Consider the following 19706-nt stretch of genomic DNA (forward strand, 5'->3'; position numbering starts at 1 on the left):
TACGGTGGTTAGCTGGAGAAACTATTTAACTAAGCTTTCCGGGTTCGGAAAAAGCGAAACCTCATCAGGGCTGCCATCAAAATCCGTCATGGAAGCCCCTTCCTACAGACAACAACCATCACGTGATCGCTTGTGGCATTTGGTCATGGTTTGTAAAGATCACCGTGGACGCTCCATCGAGTGCCTGATACACCGAGGTGTCTGCATCGCAGGCAAGCCAGCTCCCACAGAAGAGCAAATCTGCGGCGTACACCAACTGCTTCTGATCTAGCTTTTGATCTACACCACTCAGGTCGGCTTTCAGGCCGCCGTGCTCTGCTTTTGACTTTGATCTTAGGCGCCCCATTAACCACGCTGGCCGTGCCGGAGTGCGGGCACACCGAGCCTAGGCGAGGTGCCGAGTGGTGGGGCAAGAGCGTTTTGGTTACTTTGCCGCTTTTGCAAAGTGACACGCCGTAAGGGCGTAACCAATAGCCGCCGTTACCCCAACAACGGATATGTACTCAAAAGCCTACCCCCAGACAAACGCCGCCCCGAACACCGCCATCACAGGCAAGCCCAGCCCCCACATTGACCGCATTCCAACGTCAGATCCGACGACGGCGGTTGAGTTGGGGGATCGCAGTTTGCGGCACCTCCACACGCTGTACCTGTGTCACGGCCCTGGCGGCAAGCTGCGCCAACGTCGGCTGGCTGAACAAAGCCCGCGCATCCACATCGAGCCCAGCCTTGCGCATCCGCGCCACCAGGCTTACCGCCAACAACGAATGCCCGCCCAATTCAAAGAAGTGGTCATGACGCCCTACCCGTTCCAATTTCAACACCTGCGCCCAGATGCCTGACATCAAAGTCTCCACCTCGCCCTGAGGTGCTTCATAGGCACGGCTGACCACCGCATCCAACCCCGGTTCAGGCAATGCCTTGCGGTCGAGTTTGCCGGCGGGGTTGAGCGGCATTGCGTCGAGCGGCACAAAGGCCGCCGGCACCATATATTCCGGCAATTGCTCCAGCACATGGGCACGCAATGCCTGAGGGGTCGGCGCCGGCTCGCGCAGGGTGAAATAGGCCACCAAACGCTCATCGCGAATCAATACCGCCACTTCACGCAACGCCGGATGCGCCGCCAGGCGTGACTCTATTTCGCCCAGCTCCAGGCGCACGCCGCGCAGTTTGACCTGGAAGTCATTGCGCCCCAGGAACTCCAGGTTGCCATCGGGCAGATAACGCACCAGATCACCCGTGCGATACAAACGGTCACCCGCCACAAACGGGCTGTCGATAAAGCGCTCGGCCGTCATGTGTTCCAACCCCAGGTAGCCCCGGGCAACGCCGACGCCGCCGATATGCAACTGACCGCTGACGCCCATCGGCACCGGCACATCGTGTTCATCCAGCACATACAAACGGGTATTGCTGATCGCCCGGCCGATCGGCAATTGCAGCGCGGGCACCGGCGCGCCGGGCTCCAGGGTCCAGACGCAGCTGTCCACCGTGGTTTCGGTAGGGCCGTAGACGTTGTGCAAACGCACGTTGGGCAAGCGCGCCTGTACGCCACGGGCCAAGGCTTCGGTAAGTTCGCCACCGCCGCACAACACGTCGGTGAGACTGGTACAGAGGGCCGACTCTTCGAGTTCGAGGAACTGCTGCAACATCGCCGGCACAAACTGGATCACCGTAATCTGTTGCTCGCGAATCACCTGCGCCAGGTAGGCCGGTTCGCGATGACCGTCAGGGCGCGCCAGCACCAGGCGCATGCCATGGGTCAACGGCCAGAACAGCTCCCACACAGAGCCGTCGAAGCTGAACGGCGCCCTTTGCAACAACGCACCGCCCTCGGCACTCGGACACAACCGGGAGGCCCAGTGCATCAGGTTGCACAGCCCGCGATGTTCGACCATCACGCCTTTGGGGGTGCCCGTGGAGCCTGAGGTGTACATCACGTAGGCCAGGTTAGCGACGCTCAAGCCTGGAACCAACGGGTTACCGGTCGGCGCCTGGCTCCAGCTGCAATGGTCGAAGTCGATGACCGGGATCGACACTTCGCCCGACACATCGCGGGTGGCCGCGTGTACCAGCAGCGCTACGGGTTGGCTGTCTTTGAGCATGTAGGCGAGGCGTTCGCGCGGGAAGCCCGGGTCCAGCGGTACATAGGCGCCACCCGCCTTGAGAATCGCCAGCAAACCCACCACCAGTTCCAGACCGCGCTCGACGCACAATGCCACCCGTGAATCGGGCTGCACCCCGCGCTCGCGCAGGTGGAAGGCCAACTGGTTGGCGCGTTCATTGAGCTCGCGATAGGTCAGTTGCCGTGCGCCCGCCTGCACGGCGATAGCGTGGGGGATTTGCCGTGCGCGGGCTTCAAACAGCGCCTGCAGGGTGAGCGTCTGGGGGGCGTCGGTTTCTGTGCTGTTGAAGTCAACCAATTGCGTGCGCAACTCGCTGCCGGGTAACACCTGTACCTCGCGCAGAAGGGTTTTAGGGGCGTGTTCAAGCGCGTCCACGAGTCCGTTCAACGCAGTATCGAGGTAGCCCAACAGTCGTTCGGCGCCGACCTTGCGCGGCGCCATAACCGTTAGACGCAAGCCGCTCGCGACGTCGTCCACCGTGATCATCAGCGGATAACTGAGGATGTCGTCACTGCTGAGCAAGGCGATGCCCGGCACTAGGTTCACATCCTTGTCGGCGCTCGTGTGACGGTAGTTGAGCAGGCTGTTGAACAGCGGCGTCGCGCTGCTGCAACGCTGCGCCAGCGCCAGGGACGCTTGTTCGTGGGCCAGCAAAGCGCTCAATTGGGTATGGGTATCGCTCAGCGCATCGGCCACGGTTTGCCCGACCAAACCTACCCGCAGCGGCAGGGTATTGATAAACATGCCCAGCGCACGGTCAGCGCCCTCGCCCGCCTGCAAGCGGCCCAGCAGCACGGTGCCGAACACCACGTCATTACGGCCTGATACGCGGCCAAGCACCTGGGCCCAGGCCAGGTGGAACAGGCTGGCCGCGCTGACCCCAAGGGCACGCGCCTGTGCTCGCAAGCGCTGGTTGAGGTGATCGGTTACCGGTCGCTCGAATGCTTCAATTTCAGCGCGATCCACCTGGTGCTCCTGCAAACCAAACGCCAGGGTCGGCTCGTCGACATCGGCCAGCCGCTCACGAAAGAACGCCTCATGCGCGGCCTGTTGCGCAGGAGAACGGCTCTGCGCCACCACATTGCGGTAGGGCACCGGCACGGGAAGCTGCGCCTGTTGACCGAGCAGATGCGCGCGGATTTCGTCCATCAGAAGCGTCACTGAGGTGGCATCATTGACCAGATGATGGAAGCGTAACCTGGCGATCCAGCGCTGGTGCTGCGGCTCTTCCGCGTAGTCCAGAGCCATCAACGGGGCCTGGCGCAAGTCGAGGGGTTGAGAGGGTTCGCGCAGCGGCTCAACCCGCAGTTGAGCCTCGCGCCACACCACCTGCATCGGCTGTTCAAGAGCGTCCCATACCAGGCTGGTGCGCAGGATATCGTGGCGGTTGATCACCTGTTGCAGGGCCTGGGCAAACGCGTCCAACTGCTCGCGGCGCGCAAAGCTGAACATCGCCTGCTGCTGGTACCGGTCGCGTTCATCGGTGATGTGGTGGTAGAGCAAGCCTTCCTGCAACGGCGCCAGCGGGTAGATTTCCTGCACGTTGGCAGCGCCGCCGGGAATACCGGCGACGATACGCTCAAGGCTGGGCGGGTCCAGTTCGGCCAGCGCGAGCATATCCGCCGTGATATGCGAGCAACCTGCCGGGATTCGATTGGCCGGCACCTCGACCTCGTTGCCTGCACTGGCGGCTGCCAACGCCACCAATGTCGGCTGGCCGAACAACACCTGCACATCGGCTCGCAGCCCGGCTTGACGCATGCGCTGCACCAATTGCACGGCCAACAGCGAGTGCCCGCCGAGTTCAAAGAAATGATCATGGCGGCCCACGTGCTGCACCTGCAACAGCTCGGCCCAGATCTGCGCCAGGGTGGTTTCCACGCCCGCTCGCGGCGCCTCAAACAGGCGTGTGACAAAGGCTTCCTGTGTGGGGGCCGGCAGGGCCTTACGGTCGAGTTTGCCGTTGGCGGTAAGAGGCAAGACTTCCAATTTCACATAGGCTGCCGGCAGCATGTAGTCCGGCAACGAGGCTTGCAGGTGGGCACGCAGTGACTCGACATCAACGCCGTGATGCTCGATAAACCATGCCAACAATTGCCCTTCGCGAAACTGCACCACGGCTTCTTTGATCGCCGGGTGGGTTGCCAACGCAGATTCAATTTCTCCCAGTTCGATGCGCACACCACGGATTTTCACCTGGTCGTCATTACGGCCCAGGTATTCAAGATTGCCATCGGGCAGCCAGCGCGCCAGGTCGCCGGTGCGGTACATACGGCCGTGGGTGAAGGGGTCGTCGAGGAAGCGCTCCAACGTCAGTTCGGGACGGTTCAAATAACCCCGTGCCACACCCTTGCCACCGACATACAACTCCCCCGCCACACCGATGGGCACTGGGCGTTGCTGTTCATCCAACAGGTACACGCGGGCATTGGCGATAGGGCCGCCGATATGCAATGGCTGGCCCACCTCAACACGCCCGGAAGTGGCGACCACCGTGGCTTCGGTGGGACCGTAGTTGTTGATCACCTCAAAGGTCTGCGCCCGCGTGTAGGCGCGCAACCGGTCGCCACCGATCAGCAAGGTGCGCAGGGTCGGATGCTCCAGGCGCTGGCTGAAGGCATATTCGGCCACCGGGGTCGGCAGGAAGCACACATCCAACGGCTGCGCGCGCCACCAGGTCAGCAGCGCGTCGATGTCTTCCGCGCCATCGTGGGCCGGCGGCAGGTGCAGCGTCGCGCCCACGCACAGTGCCGGCCAGACTTCCCAGGCCATCGCGTCAAAGCCAAACCCGGCCACGCTGGCGGTGTGGCTGCCCGCGTGCAGGTGAAAGGCCTGACAGTGCCAGTCCACCAGGTTCGACACCGTGTGGTGCTCGACCATCACCCCCTTGGGCAGCCCCGTAGAGCCGGAGGTGTAGATCACATAGGCAAGGTTCGACGGGGTGACCGCCACCCGTGGGCAGGTGCCAAGGTGGAAGGTCGGGCGGTCCAGTTGGATCACCGGCACCGCCAATGTGGGCAAGCGATGCAGCAAATCGTGCTGCGTCAGCACCACCACGGGGGCGCTGTCGTGCAGTAAATAATTCAGGCGCTCGTCGGGATGGGCCGGGTCCACCGGCACATAGCAAGCGCCGGACTTGAGGATCGCCAACAGCCCCACCAAAGTATCCAGCCCACGCCGGGCCAGGACCACTACGCGATCATCTGGCTGTACGCCGTACTCCAACAATCGGTGGGCCAAGGCATTGGCCTGTTGATCGAGCTGGGCGTAAGTCAGTTGCCGGCCCTGATACACCGCTGCGACGGCGTCCGGCGTACGCACGACTTGCGCTTCAATACGCCCGTGCAGGGTTTGCGGTGCGGCATTGGGCTGTGCGGTGGCATTCCATTGCTGCAGTTGTGCCTGTTCGGCAGGCGTCACCAGGGAAAACTCACCGACCGTCAACGCCGTATTTTCCAACCCTTGCTCCAGCAGCCAAGTGAAGCGCTGCGCCAGCGCCTGTACTTCGTCGTGCTGAAAGTACGCCTCGTTGTAGACGCAATGCAGGCACGCGGTGTCCTGGTAGCGGTTGCTGCGCAGGTGGATGGCAATCGGCAGCGGTTCATGGTGGTTGGACACCTTGATCGCACGCGCCTGGACGTTGCCGTAACGCAAGTCATGGTCATCCTGCTCGTAGGACACCGACAGGTCGAACAGTTGCCCGCGATCGGTACGGCGCAGGCCCAGCTCACGGTTCATCTCACTCAAGGGGAAACGCTGATGGCGGAAATCCTGCTTGAGCTGGTCGCGTACGCCACGCACCAACGCGCTGAAGGGTAACGACTCACTGAACTGAAAACGCACCGCGCTGACCTGGGTAAACAAACCGACGGTGGAACGAAAATGTGCGTTGGAACGGTTAAGAATCGGCAGCCCCACCACCCACTCATCGCGCTGGCTGGTACGGGTGAAATACACGTACATCGCCGCCAACAGCACATGGAAGGCCGAGGCCTGGTAACGGTTGGCGACTTGTTCCATACGGTTGAGCAACGCCACCGCAAAGGGCTGTACGAAGGTGTTGCTCAGCGCTTGGGCGTTGTGCCGAGGGGTTAGGAGCGGCTCGGGTAACACCTGGTATTTTCCCAGCCAATAGGCCCGGTCACGCGCGTAACGGGCGGATTGATGGTAGCGCTGGTCGATCTCGATAAAGTCGATATAGGACGGTGCCAGCGACTCCGGTTGCCGACCGTGTTCCAGGGCGGTGTACAGGTGCGCCAGGGATTGCAGCATCTGGCCAAATCCCCAGCCGTCGAGGATCAGGTGATGGGCCTGGGTGCCGAGGCGGTAGTGGTCTTCGTCGAGTTTGACCAGGAAGAAGCGAAACAGCGGCTCGCCTGCCATGGCATAGGGTCGGGCCATTTGCGCGTGCATCAATGCCTGGGTCGCGGCCTGAGGATCGGGCTGCGCGCAGAAATCATGCAGTGCCACGTCCACCGACAACACAGGGGCGAATGTTTGCCGAGGCAAGCCATTGGCGTCGCTGTGCAGTTGAATGCGCAGCGCATCGTGCTTAGCCACCAGAAGCTCGACGGCACGCTGGATCAAGTCGGGCGCTACGGCGCCGGCAAAGTCGACATAACCACCAATGTTGTACAGCGGCGAATCGCCCACACGCAGTTGGTCGAGCCAGATGTCCTGTTGAGCGCAAGTGAGGGGGAAGCTGGCCGGCAGGCTGGAGGAATGCTGCATAAGATCCTTCTCATGAGGGGCAGGCGCTGGCCGCGCAAGGTGGCCCATTACGACGAATTTGCCGGATTTGAGCATGGGGGTCGGGGGGTGTCTGTCACCCGAAACCCGGACATCCGAACCGACGAAAACGGGCTTGGCTGATGGTTCACTGCTGAAACGATTAAATGACTGTAGGAAATTGGCTACATCTGGCCGATGTCAGTTCTATCAGCGATTTAATGAAAATAAATATTTTCATTAACTATCAACTAGTTAATTAGATCTAAATATCATCCACCGCTTTTCGTAGGCGGAATACCCCATCAGAAGCGTCGAATTAATGACGTGGTTTTTGTGGCAGGTTGTGTCCCTAATTTCCGCTACATACGTAGGACAAATCCCTGTGGCTAAATAAAATCTCGAGTGCCGACTTACGTGCAAGCAACACGGACCGCCCCAAACAGACCCAGGGCGTCCGTCGACGGTTTTCGACATCAAGGATGAGATGGCTATGAGTCTGACCCGCAGTATTGGCAACACAGAAGGCCCGCATTTCTATGCCGAAATGGGTGAGTTGATTTCGAACAGTGGCGACGAGAACTTCGCTGCCAACATGCTGCATCTGGTGGACAAATGGGTGCCGATTCATCTGGTGGACCTCAGCGAATGGACGCTCGATGAACTGCGCGACAGCGTGCTCGACATCAAGCTGCTGGGTAGCGCCGGCCTGAAAAATGACCTGTCGCACACCCAAACCCTGCATTCACTTAAAGACCACCCGCTGCTGTGTGAAATGCTGCGCATGCAGGACCCGTTACTGATCCAGATGAAGGCCAAAGCCAACAGCGCGCACCCGCGAGGCACCTCGCACCAGTGCAATTTGGTTTCTCGTCAGGGCAATCGGCGCTGCGTGATTTCGTTCTACCGCCCGCCCAGCCAACTCGGGTTTTCCCTGCCTGAATTATCGTTTCTCAAGAGCCTGTCGGACACCTTGTTGCCGTTGATGGAGCGGCATGCGCAGGTCCTACGCCAGGCACCACACACGGAGGTCGAGCCGGCCCACAACCTGTTGGAACAGTCACAGTTGCAGCGCGAGTTCTACAAGCGTTTGTCCCTCAGTGATATCACCTTGTCGGCGCGGGAGCAGGAAGTCTGCCTCGGCCTGTTGACCGGCGGCACCGTGCCGCAAATGGCGGAAAAACTCAGCGTGAAAAACAGCTCGATCGAAACCTACCTCAAACGCGCCGCGGCCAAGTTAGGCGTGAGTGGCCGACATGGTTTGGCCAAATGGATGGTTGGCGCTTGATGAGCAAACGGACGATCACCACCGTAGGCTTTGCATGGATGCTCGGCGGTTGCTCGCTGATCCCAGAGTATCAGCGGCCCGCAGCACCGGTGCCTGCCCAGTACCCTCAAAGTGGGGTCTACAGCCTGGCTCAATCCGGCACCGTGGCAGTGAAGCCGGACTGGCAGCAACTGTTCCACGACCCCGCATTGCAACAGCTGATTGGCAGCGCATTGGCCAACAACCGCGACCTGCGAGTGGCTGCGTTGAATGTGGAGGCCTTCCAGGCCCAATACCGCATACAACGTGCGGACCTGTTCCCGGCGGTGTCCGCCACGGGTGCGGGCAAGCGTCAGAAGTTGCCCGCAGACGTCACCGGCACCGGCAAGTCTGCAATCACCTCCAACTATTCCGCCACACTGGGCATCAGCGCCTATGAACTGGATTTGTTCGGTCGAGTGCGTAGCCTCAGCGAACAGGCAATGCTCACCTACCTGGGCACCGAGGAGGCGCGGCGCAGCACACAATTGAGCCTGGTGGCCAACGTCGCCAATGCTTACCTGACCTGGCGCGCCGATCAGGAACTGTTGACCCTGGCACAGCAAACCCTGGTGGCTAACGACCACAGTTGGCAACTGACCAGCCGCAGTAAAAATGCGGGCAAGGCCTCGGCGCTGGACGTGGTGCAAGCCCGCACGGCCGTCGAAAGCACCCGCGCCAGCGTGGCCCGCTATCAACGCCAAGTCGCCCAGGACCTCAACAACCTCTCGTTGCTGGTGGGCGGCCCGGTGGATGAAAACCTGCCGTCGCGTCCACTGGCCGATGACCTGGTGGCGCGCTTACCTGCGGGCCTGCCGTCGGACTTGCTGCAACGTCGCCCGGATATCCTCCAGGCCGAATACCAGTTGCAAGCCGCCAACGCCAATATCGGCGCAGCCCGCGCCGCGTTCTTTCCTTCGGTCACCCTGACGGCCAACGCCGGCAGCACCAGCACAGAGCTGTCAGGGCTGTTCAAAGGCGGTTCGGGCACCTGGACCTTCCAGCCGCAGATCAACCTGCCGATCTTCAACGCCGGCAGCCTGCGCGCCAGCCTCGACTACGCGAAGCTGCAAAAAGACATCACGGTGGCAAAGTACGAAAAATCGATCCAGACGGCTTTTCAGGAAGTCGCCGACGGCCTCGCCGCCCGGCAGACGTTTAACGACCAGTTGGATGCACAACGGGATTTCGTCGCGGCCAACCAGGCCTATTACGACCTGGCGCAACACCGCTACCACAGCGGCGTCGACAGCAACCTGACGTTCCTTGACGCGCAGCGTTCGTTGTTCAGCTCGCAGCAGGCGTTAATTGTCGATCGCCTGGCGCAGTTGGTGGCGGAGGTGAATTTGTATACGGCCTTGGGTGGCGCGTGGAATGTCAGCGCAAGCCCGACTGCCGCAGCCGATACTCCCCCGGCGTCATCTGTGCGTAGCGAAGGAAAAACCGGCTGAAATACGCCGGGTCCTTGAACCCAAGCTGGTAGCAGATTTCATTCGCCGAACTGCCGGTGAACAGCAGCAGGCGCTTGGCTTCCTGCATCACTCGCTCAAGAATCAGGCGCTTGGATGGCAGGCCGGCCATGCGTCGGCAGACCTCATTGAGCCGCGCCTCTGTTACGCCGATCCCCTCGGCGTAACGCCCCAGCGGCCAGTGTTCCAGGTAGTGAGCCTCGATCAGTTCGTTAAAACGATGAAAGATGCGCAGGTCTTCATGCCGCGTCGGGCGCGCCGGCAGGCAGTTAGCGCAGAGGCGCAGCAGGCGAATCATGATCAGGCGCGTCAGGCTGTCCAATGCGCCAGCGCGCCCTGCCCGCTCGGCGTTGATCTCGCTGCACAGCTCTTCAAATAGCTGATCCAAGCCATCGGCATCTGCCGTAAGCGCCACACACGCAGCGCCTGAGGCGAGGCTGGGGTCGGCGTCAATCAATCCCCATACAAGCTGCTGGCGCACCGTCAGCACATGCCCGTCGGCATCGGCTTCAGTCACAAAGGCGTGAGGCACCGTGGGCGGCGTCAGGAAAAACATCGGCCCCGATTCAACGTACTGCCGGTCATCCAGATAAACCCGCACCGTCCCACTCTTCACGTAATGCACCTGGAAAAACCGGTCATGCCGATGCACAGGCATGTTGCGCCCGAAGAACCCCGCCAGGTTGCCGAGCTTGTCGTAATGCACCTCGGCGTCGCTGTAGCGCTGGTCGTAGACCTGCCCGATGTTGATGTTAGGAATCGGCTTCACGTTGCTCTCTTCTTGTTGTTTTCCGACTGAAGGATTTTGCCACGCTTGACGGTAGTTAACATATTAATTATAACGTTAACAACTTAACGAACTGCCTATGCAGCAGTCGTCACCGCCAGGAGAAACGCATGAGCCGTACCCTGCATGATGTTGCCAGCGGCACCCTGTTCGGCGTTGCGCTGAACTATCAGGGCCTGCTGGACCAGCATCTCGCCGCCTTCCAGCAGGCGCCATACCAGAAGCCGCCGACCAAGCCGGTGCTGTTTATCAAGACCCCGAATACGCGCAATCAGCACGACGGCGTGGTGCTGCATCCCCAGGGTGAACGCCTGCAACCTGGCCCGGCCTTGGGCGTGGTGATTGGCCAGCGCGCCAGCCGCGTCAGCCTGGAAAATGCCATGGCGCATGTGGCCGGTTACGTCGTGGTGAATGAGTTCAGCCTGCCGGAAGACAGCTACTACCGCCCCGCCGTCAAAGCCAAATGCCGCGATGGGTTTTGTGCCTTGGGGCCGGATCTGGTCGCACGGGATCAAGTCGCCAATCCCAATCAGCTGAGCCTCAAGCTTTTCGTCAATGGCGAACTGCGCCAGGAAAACTCCACGGCTAATTGGGTGCGGGATATTCCCCAGTTGATTGCCGAAATCAGCGAGTTCATGACCCTGTATCCCGGCGATGTGCTGATCACCGGCACACCGGAGGGCCGCGTGGATGTGCAGCCTGGCGACAGGGTTGACGTCGATATCAGCGGCGTGGGCCGCCTGACCAACACTGTCCAGGCGGAGGTATTGCCATGAAACACGCCCGTATCCGCTTTGAAGGTGAAGTCCATGCCGTGCAGGTAGAGGCCGATTACAGCGTGCGCCTGAACGATGGCCGGTTGCTCGCCGAAGAGCAGGTCGAGTGGCTGCCACCCGCCACCGGCAACATGTTCGCCCTCGGTTTGAACTACGCCGACCACGCCGCCGAGTTGGCCTTCACACCGCCCACCGAACCCCTGGCGTTCATCAAGTCCGTAGGCACCTACACCGGGCACCGCCAGGTCACCTGGCGCCCGGACAACGTCGCCTATATGCACTACGAGTGCGAACTGGTGGCGGTCATCGGCAAGACTGCACGCAACGTCAAGCGCGCGGATGCCTTGGACTACCTGGCCGGTTACACGGTGTGCAACGACTATGCGATCCGCGACTACTTGGAAAACTACTACCGCCCCAACCTGCGCGTTAAAAACCGTGACGCCACCACCCCGGTCGGCCCGTGGATCGTCGACGTGGCCGATGTGCCCGACCCGAGCAACCTGACCCTGCGCACCTGGATCAACGGTGAACTGCGCCAGGAAGGCAGCACCCGCGACATGATTTTCGATATTCCCTACCTCATCGAATACCTGTCCAGCTTCATGACCCTGCAACCTGGCGACATGATCGCCACCGGCACGCCTGAAGGCCTGGCCGATGTGGTGCCGGGCGATGAAGTGGTGGTGGAAGTCGAAGGCGTGGGCCGCCTGGTCAACCGAATTGTCAGCGAAGCGCAGTTCTTCAGCGCACGAAAAGAGGCTTGAGAAACGTGATCAAACATTGGATCAACGGCCGTGAGGTCGAAAGTAAAGACGTGTTCGTCAACTACAACCCGGCCACCGGCGAGGCGATCGGCGAAGTCGCCAGCGGCGGGCCTGAGGAAGTTGCCCTGGCGGTAGCCGCAGCCAAGGAAGCATTCCCAAAATGGGCCAACACTCCGGCCAAGGAGCGCGCACGCTTGATGCGCAAGCTCGGTGAACTGATCGAACAGAACGTGCCGCGCTTGGCCGAGCTGGAAACCCTCGACACCGGCCTGCCGATCCACCAGACCAAAAACGTGCTGATCCCCCGTGCCTCGCACAACTTCGATTTCTTCGCCGAAGTCTGCACCCGCATGGACGGCCACAGTTACCCGGTGGACGACCAGATGCTCAACTACACCCTGTACCAGCCAGTAGGCGTGTGCGGGTTGGTGTCGCCATGGAACGTGCCGTTCATGACCGCCACCTGGAAGACCGCGCCGTGCCTGGCCCTGGGCAATACGGCGGTGTTGAAGATGTCGGAACTGTCGCCGCTGACCGCCAATGAACTGGGACGCCTGGCGGTGGAAGCGGGCATTCCTAACGGCGTGCTCAACGTGATCCAGGGCTACGGCGCCACCGCGGGCGATGCACTGGTGCGCCACCCGGATGTACGCGCTATTTCCTTTACCGGCGGCACCGCCACCGGCAAGAAAATCATGCAGACCGCCGGCCTGAAAAAGTACTCGATGGAACTGGGCGGCAAATCGCCGGTGCTGATCTTCGAGGATGCCGACCTGGAGCGCGCCCTCGACGCCGCGTTGTTCACCATCTTTTCGCTGAACGGCGAACGCTGCACCGCCGGCAGCCGGATCTTTATCCAGGAAAGCGTCTACCCGCAGTTTGTCACCGAGTTTGCCGCCCGCGCCAAACGGCTGATCGTGGGTGATCCTCAAGACCCGAAGACCCAGGTCGGTTCGATGATCACCCAGGCGCACTATGACAAGGTCACCGGCTACATCAAGATCGGCCTCGAAGAAGGCGCCACCCTGCTCGCCGGTGGCCTGGAACGCCCGGCCAACTTGCCTGCGCACCTGAGCCGCGGCCAGTTTATCCAGCCGACGGTATTTGCCGATGTGAACAACAAGATGCGGATCGCCCAGGAAGAAATCTTCGGCCCGGTGGTGTGCCTGATTCCGTTCAAGGACGAAGCCGAGGCCCTGCAATTGGCCAACGACACCGAATACGGCCTGGCCTCGTATATCTGGACCCAGGACATCGGCAAGGCCCATCGCCTGGCGCGCGGAATCGAAGCCGGCATGGTATTTATCAACAGCCAGAACGTGCGTGACCTGCGCCAGCCGTTCGGCGGGGTGAAAGGTTCCGGCACTGGTCGCGAGGGTGGCCACTACAGCTTCGAAGTGTTTGCCGAGATCAAGAACGTGTGCATTTCCATGGGCAGTCATCACATCCCGCGCTGGGGCGTGTAACCCTCACACTCTGCACTCCAACAAGAATAAGTACTCAGGAGAATCATCATGGGCGAAGTGGTCCTGGCGGCGAAGATCTGCCACGTACCGTCGATGTACCTGTCGGAACTGCCCGGCAAGCATCACGGCTGTCGCGAATCGGCGATTGCCGGCCATAAGGAAATCGGCCGCCGTGCCCGCGAACTGGGGGCCGACACGGCGGTGGTGTTCGATGTGCATTGGCTGGTCAACAGCGGTTATCACGTCAATTGCGGCGAGCATTTCCAAGGCACCTACACCAGCAACGAACTGCCGCACTTCATCAAGAACATGGACTACGACTACCCCGGCTGCCCCGAACTGGGTGAGCTGATCGCTGCCGAAGCCAACCTGGCCGGCGTGCGCAGCATGGCCCATAACATTCCGAGCCTGGAGCTGGAATACGGCACGCTGGTGCCCATGCGCTACATGCACATGGACGTGCCGGAGGATGAAAGATTCAAGGTCATTTCCATCGCCGCGTGGTGCGCCTGGCACCGCCTGGAAGACAGCTTTGCGTTTGGCGCCGCAGTGCGCCGTGCAATCGAGAAGAGCGACCGCAAGGTGTTGGTGCTGGCGTCCGGCTCGCTGTCCCATCGTTTCTCGGACGATCGTCAGGCCGAAGCGAACATCCATAACTGGACCCGCGAATTCGACAAGCAGATGGACCTGCACGTGGTCGAGATGTGGAAGCAAGGTCGCTTCAAGGAGTTCTGCGCCATGCTGCCGGACTACGCCGAGCACTGCTTTGGCGAAGGCAAGATGCACGACACCGCCATGCTCCTGGGCCTGCTCGGCGGGCCCGACTACGCCAAGCCGGCGGAGATTATCACTGCGCCGTTCGGCAGTTCGGGCACCGGCCAGATCAACGCGATTTTCCCGCTGTAAACCTGGGAGAAACCCATGCCGCACTTTATCGCCGAGTACACCGACAACATCGAGCAACAGGCCGACCTGCCGGGCCTGTTTGAAAAGGTCCACCGCGTGTTGGGGGACAGTGGCGTGTTTCCCCTCGGCGGTATCCGCAGTCGCGGCGTGCGCCTGGACACTTGGCGCATGGCCGATGGCAAGCACGACTACGCCTTTGTGCACATGACCCTCAAGGTCGGCCACGGTCGCGACTTGGCCACACGCCAAGCGGTGGCCGAGGCGCTGTTCGCGCTTATCACCGCACACTTCGCCGAGCTGCAAGCGCAGCGGCTGCTGGCACTGTCGTTCGAGATGATCGAGCTGCACCCGCAACTCAACTTCAAGCAGAACAACGTGCATGCGTTCCTGAACAACCCGGCGGGCTGAATCCCGCCCTCCCCCTCACGGCCACTCAGACAAAAAGTACAACACCATGAGCACAGCCAATTCCACTGCCAGCCCTGTGCTGGCCGAGCACGACCGCACCCATCGTTTAGTGACCTGGCGCCTGATGCCCCTGTTGCTGGTGTGTTACCTGTTTGCCCATCTGGACCGCATCAACATCGGCTTTGCCAAGATGCAGATGAGCAGCGACCTGCACTTCAGCGACACGGTCTACGGCTTCGGCGCCGGGCTGTTTTTTATCGCCTACGCGCTGTTCGGCGTACCCAGCAACATCGCGCTGGACCGCATCGGACCGAGGCGCTGGATCGCCAGTTTGATGGTGGTGTGGGGCCTGTTGTCTACCGGCATGCTGTGGGTCGAGAGCGCCCGTGATTTCTACGTGTTGCGCTTTCTGCTCGGGGTAGCGGAAGCCGGGTTTTTCCCTGGAATCCTGGTGTATCTCAACCGCTGGTACCCGGCACGCCGCCGCGCCCAGGTCACCGCACTGTTCGCCATTGCAGTGCCGATGGCCGGAGTGCTGGGCGGGCCGATTTCCGGGGCAATTCTGGAGAATTTCCATGACGTGGGCAGCCTGCGCGGCTGGCAGTGGATGTTCCTGATCGAAGGCGCGCCGGTGGTGCTGTTAGGACTGGTGGTGCTCAAGTGGTTGCCGGAGAGTTTCGACTCGGTGCACTGGCTGACAGCCGAACAGAAACAGCAGCTACACGCCCAATTACGCAGCGAAGAACAACGCAAAACCATCACCTCGTTCGGCGGCATCCTGCGTGACCCGCAGGTGTGGCTGCTGGTGGCGGTCTATTTTGCGGTGATGCTGGCGGTGAACACCCTGGCGTTCTGGATGCCGACCCTGATCCACGGCGCCGGCATCGGCCGTGACAGCCAGGTCGGCCTGCTCAGCGCCGTGCCGTACCTGGCCGGCTGCTTTTTCATGATCGGTTGCGGACGTTCATCAGACCGTCATCGCGAACGCCGCTGGCACCTTTGCGTGCCGCTGCTGATGGCCGCCGTCGGCATCGCCGTGGCGGGCTTGGCGCCGGGCAATCCGTTGCTGGTGATGGGCGGGTTGGTGGTCGCCGGCATGGGCGCCAGCGCCGCGCTGCCGATGTTCTGGCAATTGCCGCCGGCGTTTCTCTCCACCACTACCCAGGCAGCCGGCATTGCCATGATCAGCTCATTCGGCAGCGTTGCCGCGTTCCTGGCGCCCTACCTGATCGGCTGGATGCGCGACGCCACCCAAAGCGCCAGCCTGGCGCTGTACGTACTTGCGCTGTTTATCGCCCTCGGCGGCCTGCTGGTGCTGCGCACCCACGCCGCCATCGTCAACCCACACTAGAGACCGTTGCCATGCTCGACTCCCAGCAAATCCTTGCGGCCGCCGCTAACCTCGACCGCGCCGAACGCAGCCGTGAACAAGTGCGCCAGTTTTCCCTCGACTACCCAGGCATCACGATTGAAGACGCCTACGCCATCCAGCGCGCCTGGGTGGCGCAAAAGATCAAGCACGGGCGCAAGCTGATGGGCCACAAGATCGGCCTCACGTCACGGGCCATGCAGGTGTCGTCGAACATCACCGAACCCGACTACGGCGCGTTGCTCGATGACATGTTTTTTGATGAGGGCAGTGATATTCCCTTCGATCGTTTCATCGTGCCCAGGGTGGAAGTTGAACTGGCGTTCATCCTGGGTAAACCGCTGAAAGGCCCGAACTGCACGGTGTTTGATGTACTCGACGCCACCGAATGGGTGATCCCGGCCCTGGAGATCATCGACGCGCGCATTCAGCAGATTGACCCGCACACCAACGCCACCCGCAAGGTGTTCGACACCATCTCCGACAACGCCGCCAATGCCGGTGTGGTGCTCGGCGGTCGCGCTGTACGGCCCACAGAGATTGACCTGCGCAAAGTGCCGGCGGTGCTGTACCGCAACGGCGTAATCGAAGAGTCCGGCGTCTCGGCGGCGGTACTTAACCACCCAGCCAAAGGCGTGGCTTGGCTGGCCAACAAACTGGCGCCGTATGACGTGACCCTGCTGCCGGGGCAAATCATTCTCGGCGGTTCGTTTACCCGGCCGGTGGCGGCCAACCCTGGCGATACCTTCCATGTCGACTACGACATGCTGGGGTCGATTGCCTGTCGTTTCGTTTGAACCCTGGAGGATTGTCATGGACATGCCCGTCAACCGCTTCAAACAACGTCTGCACAATCGCGAAGTCCAGATAGGCCTGTGGCTCGGACTCGCCGACGCCTATTGCGCGGAACTGGCCGCGAACGCTGGCTTCGACTGGTTGCTGATCGACGGCGAACACGCGCCCAATCAATTGCGAGACATGCTTGGTCAATTGCAGGCCATAGCGCCCTACTCCAGCCAGGCGCTGATCCGCCCGGTCATCGGCGACAGCGCGTTGATCAAGCAACTGCTGGATATCGGCGCCCAGACGCTGCTGGTACCGATGGTGGAAAGTGCCGCCCAGGCGCACGAACTGGTGCGCGCCATGCGTTACCCGCCCCATGGTATTCGCGGGGTCGGCAGTGCCTTGGCCCGGGCGTCGCGCTGGAACAGCATTCCTGGCTATCTCGACAGGGCCGATGAGCAAATGTGCCTGCTGGTGCAGATCGAAAACCGCGAGGGCCTGGCCAATCTGGATGCGATTGCCGCCGTCGACGGGGTAGACGGGGTGTTTATCGGGCCGGCGGATTTGAGCGCGTCCATGGGGCATCGTGGCAATCCGGGGCACCCTGAGGTGCAGGCGGCGATTGAGGAGGCCATCATGCGCATCGTTCAGGCGGGTAAGGCGGCGGGGATTCTCAGTGCCGATGAAAGCCTGGCGCGGCGCTATATCGAACTGGGTGCGACGTTTGTGGCGGTGGGGGTGGATACCACGGTGTTGATGCGGGGGTTGCAGGCGTTGGCCGGGAAATTCAAAGGTGCGCCTGTGGTTGCAGAGGTAGGCGCGGTGTACTGAGATTTCCTGTGGGAGGGGGTCTGCTGAGTACATATCCGTTACTTGGGTAACGGCGGCTGTTGGTTACGCCCTTACGACGTGTCACTTTTGAACAGCGTGTGCGGACCGGACACATAGTGGACACGTGTGCGGGGACATGGTTGACACATTATGGTCCGCAATCCGGTTTCGACCGCATCTAGCGGGCGCGCGCCTCGCTGGGGGTCATTCCGAAGCGTCCCTTGAAGGCGCGGGCGAAATGCGCCTGGCTGGAGAAGCCGTGGCGATAGGCTATTTCGGCGATGTCCAGGCGGCTTCCGCGAGGCGAGGCGAGTAACTGGCGGGCGCGCTCAAGGCGCTTCTCTTGCAGGTAGCGACTGGGTGCCCCGCCCTCCTGGGCGAACAGCCGCGCGAGGTGGCGACTGGAGATGCCGGCGGCGGCGGCCACTTGTTCACAACTGAGCGATGGGTCGTCGAGGTGTTCCTGGATGTGCTGCTTGGCTGCCAGTAGGTAAGAGGCGCTCAGCGCACTGGCCCGATGCTCGCCGGTGTGGTCACTGATGATGCTCGCCAGCAGGTTGTAAGCCTCTTCCTGGAAGCGTCCTGCGCCGTCCTCCCGAGGAGCGTCGAAAAATCCCTGGGTGCGCTCGCCGAGGGAGCGCACCAGCAGGCGCTGCACCGGGGTCTCGGCGCCAAGCTTCAGCGGTCCTTTAAAGTCACGCAAACAGCGCTCGGCGAAGTCATCCTGGGGAATGTCGAAGATGAGCTGACGCATCGGTCCTGAAAAGCCGAATACGTAGGGTTTGTCGGTTCGGTAAATCACCAGTTCGCCCGGCTGCAGCAGGTTGCAGCCATTGTCCTGGTAGAAGAACGATTGGTTGCCCAGGACCAGGGACACGAAGATCGACTCCTTGGGGGCCGCGCGGACCATCGAGCGGTCGCGCTCCACCACGTGTTCGTTGCCGCCGATGTTGGCCACCCGTAGGCGCTCGAGGCACACGTTGTCCTGGGTCGCGGTGAAACCGAATGGGGAATACGACGAACATTTCAGGCCAACCAGGATGGAGGAATTGTAGTCCTCCCAGAACTCCAGGCGTTGTTCCAAGGGCGTGTCCTGGGTGCTGGCCCGTCGGATTTCGAGCAAGGCATTTGCGGTCATTTTTATTCTTCTCGTTGAACGCTACGTGGACCTCCCGGACTTCAGGCAAGGCGTCCGGGTCAAGCCGCCGACGTTTCTCGATCGGCCGGAATGATGGGTGGCGTACGAACATTAATATCTTAATCAAGGCCGCCGTCAATCGCCCACATGATCGACGGCAGGGAGCTGCGGCGCTCCCGTACCAGCGATGTCCGAAAAAGCTAAGCATCCCGGCCGACAGGGTCAAACCCGCTCATCGGGTCCTCGTTATATTCGCCTCACCCATAACAACGTCAGATGCCAATCATGCCCGAAGCCGCCAACCGTGAATTCTGGAAAGACCTGCAACCCATCCCTAACTGCTTCAAGCCCGACGCAAAACCGGAAGTCTACCTGCACAACGCACCGACTGAGGACGAGAGCCTCTACGTGCCCTTCACCGAAACCGTGAAGTCGCGGCCGCTGTGGATCTCGCCGAGCGAGAACCGCTGGTGCGACATCCTGATGTCGACAACGGCGGGCTTGGTCAACCGNCCGCCACTACCACCCTCACGAGGTGTTCGCCTACACCATCAGCGGCAAGTGGGGCTACCTGGAGCATGACTGGACCGCCACCGCTGGCGACTTCGTCTACGAAACACCCGGCGAAGGCCATACCTTGGTTGCCTACGAGCACGAAGAGCCGATGCGTGCGTTCTTCATCGTCAAGGGCCCGCTGATCTGGCTCGACGAGAAGGGCAACCCTGATGGTTTCTTCGACGTCCACGACTACATCGCCATGTGCCGCGAGCACTACGAGAAGATCGGCGTTGGCGCCGCTTATATCGACTCCCTATTCCGCTGATCCGAGGCGCGCCGTTCCTTACC

13 protein-coding genes and 1 pseudogene are annotated in these 19706 nt (G+C 61.3%); 11 read left to right on the top strand and 3 right to left on the bottom strand.

The genetic code is table 11. From position 1 onward, the window contains the following. Positions 1-587 precede the first annotated feature (587 nt). Positions 588-6857: a non-ribosomal peptide synthetase gene (locus BFL40_RS07595; protein WP_071483379.1), complete on the bottom strand. Its 6270-nt coding sequence runs from the start codon at positions 6855-6857 to the stop codon at positions 588-590. A gap of 490 nt (positions 6858-7347) precedes the next feature. On the opposite strand from BFL40_RS07595, the gene BFL40_RS07600 reads away from it, so the two are divergent. Both BFL40_RS07600 and adeC read left to right on the top strand, forming a co-directional pair. Next, positions 7348-8142 (top strand): helix-turn-helix transcriptional regulator, encoded by a 795-nt coding sequence (locus BFL40_RS07600; RefSeq protein WP_071483380.1) that lies wholly within the window; start codon positions 7348-7350, stop codon positions 8140-8142. Then, the gene (gene adeC / locus BFL40_RS07605; protein WP_071483403.1) at positions 8142-9611 is read left to right on the top strand and encodes an AdeC/AdeK/OprM family multidrug efflux complex outer membrane factor; all 1470 of its coding nucleotides are present in this window, start codon (positions 8142-8144) and stop codon (positions 9609-9611) included. The genes BFL40_RS07600 and adeC overlap by 1 nt, the downstream gene beginning before the upstream one ends. On the opposite strand, the gene hpaA is transcribed toward adeC, so the two are convergent. Continuing rightward, complete coding sequence (gene hpaA, locus BFL40_RS07610; protein WP_071483381.1) at positions 9538-10398, bottom strand: 4-hydroxyphenylacetate catabolism regulatory protein HpaA; 861 nt, start codon at positions 10396-10398, stop codon at positions 9538-9540. The two genes, adeC and hpaA, sit on opposite strands and share 74 nt — an antisense overlap. A 128-nt stretch (positions 10399-10526) precedes the next feature. Between hpaA and BFL40_RS07615 the strand changes: the two genes are divergently transcribed. From BFL40_RS07615 to hpaI, 8 genes are read left to right on the top strand one after another with little or no spacing between them, the layout of a single operon-like run. Beyond that, positions 10527-11192, top strand: coding sequence for a fumarylacetoacetate hydrolase family protein (locus BFL40_RS07615; RefSeq protein ID WP_071483382.1), 666 nt, complete (start codon positions 10527-10529; stop codon positions 11190-11192). Then, a complete protein-coding gene (locus tag BFL40_RS07620; RefSeq protein WP_071483383.1) occupies positions 11189-11959 on the top strand; it encodes a fumarylacetoacetate hydrolase family protein in 771 nt (256 codons plus the stop codon). Before BFL40_RS07615 ends, BFL40_RS07620 begins: the two co-directional genes overlap by 4 nt. A gap of 5 nt (positions 11960-11964) precedes the next feature. Beyond that, on the top strand, positions 11965-13425 hold the full coding sequence (hpaE, locus tag BFL40_RS07625; RefSeq protein WP_071483384.1) for a 5-carboxymethyl-2-hydroxymuconate semialdehyde dehydrogenase: 1461 nt from the start codon (positions 11965-11967) through the stop codon (positions 13423-13425). Between the two features lie 48 nt (positions 13426-13473). Then, a complete protein-coding gene (hpaD, locus tag BFL40_RS07630; protein WP_071483385.1) occupies positions 13474-14331 on the top strand; it encodes a 3,4-dihydroxyphenylacetate 2,3-dioxygenase in 858 nt (285 codons plus the stop codon). 15 nt (positions 14332-14346) lie between these two features. Further along, on the top strand, positions 14347-14739 hold the full coding sequence (locus BFL40_RS07635; RefSeq protein ID WP_071483386.1) for a tautomerase family protein: 393 nt from the start codon (positions 14347-14349) through the stop codon (positions 14737-14739). Between the two features lie 46 nt (positions 14740-14785). Further along, positions 14786-16090: an MFS transporter gene (locus BFL40_RS07640; protein WP_071483387.1), complete on the top strand. Its 1305-nt coding sequence runs from the start codon at positions 14786-14788 to the stop codon at positions 16088-16090. An 11-nt stretch (positions 16091-16101) separates the two neighbouring features. After that, positions 16102-16905, top strand: coding sequence for a 2-oxo-hept-4-ene-1,7-dioate hydratase (hpaH, locus tag BFL40_RS07645; protein ID WP_071483388.1), 804 nt, complete (start codon positions 16102-16104; stop codon positions 16903-16905). A gap of 16 nt (positions 16906-16921) precedes the next feature. Then, a complete protein-coding gene (gene hpaI / locus BFL40_RS07650) occupies positions 16922-17722 on the top strand; it encodes a 4-hydroxy-2-oxoheptanedioate aldolase (protein WP_071483389.1) in 801 nt (266 codons plus the stop codon). Between the two features lie 178 nt (positions 17723-17900). On the opposite strand, the gene BFL40_RS07655 is transcribed toward hpaI, so the two are convergent. Further along, the gene (locus BFL40_RS07655; RefSeq protein ID WP_071483390.1) at positions 17901-18860 is read right to left on the bottom strand and encodes a helix-turn-helix domain-containing protein; all 960 of its coding nucleotides are present in this window, start codon (positions 18858-18860) and stop codon (positions 17901-17903) included. Positions 18861-19145: 285 nt separating this feature from the next. Here BFL40_RS07655 and BFL40_RS07660 point away from each other — a divergent pair. Further along, positions 19146-19683 (top strand): annotated as a pseudogene (locus BFL40_RS07660) (2,4'-dihydroxyacetophenone dioxygenase family protein). The last annotated feature ends 23 nt before the right edge of the window (positions 19684-19706 follow it).

The sequence above is a fragment of the Pseudomonas costantinii genome, assembly GCF_001870435.1.
Lineage (GTDB): Bacteria > Pseudomonadota > Gammaproteobacteria > Pseudomonadales > Pseudomonadaceae > Aquipseudomonas > Aquipseudomonas costantinii.

Bases quoted from the DNA above. Each gene is read 5' to 3' on its own strand.
- hpaD (WP_071483385.1), top strand. From the start codon at position 13,474: ATGGGCGAAGTGGTCCTGGCGGCGAAGATCTGCCACGTACCGTCGATG.
- BFL40_RS07595 (WP_071483379.1), bottom strand. From the start codon at position 6,857: ATGCAGCATTCCTCCAGCCTGCCGGCCAGCTTCCCCCTCACTTGCGCT.
- hpaI (WP_071483389.1), top strand. From the start codon at position 16,922: ATGGACATGCCCGTCAACCGCTTCAAACAACGTCTGCACAATCGCGAA.
- adeC (WP_071483403.1), top strand. From the start codon at position 8,142: ATGAGCAAACGGACGATCACCACCGTAGGCTTTGCATGGATGCTCGGC.
- BFL40_RS07600 (WP_071483380.1), top strand. From the start codon at position 7,348: ATGAGTCTGACCCGCAGTATTGGCAACACAGAAGGCCCGCATTTCTAT.
- BFL40_RS07635 (WP_071483386.1), top strand. From the start codon at position 14,347: ATGCCGCACTTTATCGCCGAGTACACCGACAACATCGAGCAACAGGCC.
- BFL40_RS07615 (WP_071483382.1), top strand. From the start codon at position 10,527: ATGAGCCGTACCCTGCATGATGTTGCCAGCGGCACCCTGTTCGGCGTT.
- BFL40_RS07620 (WP_071483383.1), top strand. From the start codon at position 11,189: ATGAAACACGCCCGTATCCGCTTTGAAGGTGAAGTCCATGCCGTGCAG.
- hpaH (WP_071483388.1), top strand. From the start codon at position 16,102: ATGCTCGACTCCCAGCAAATCCTTGCGGCCGCCGCTAACCTCGACCGC.
- BFL40_RS07655 (WP_071483390.1), bottom strand. From the start codon at position 18,860: ATGACCGCAAATGCCTTGCTCGAAATCCGACGGGCCAGCACCCAGGAC.
- BFL40_RS07640 (WP_071483387.1), top strand. From the start codon at position 14,786: ATGAGCACAGCCAATTCCACTGCCAGCCCTGTGCTGGCCGAGCACGAC.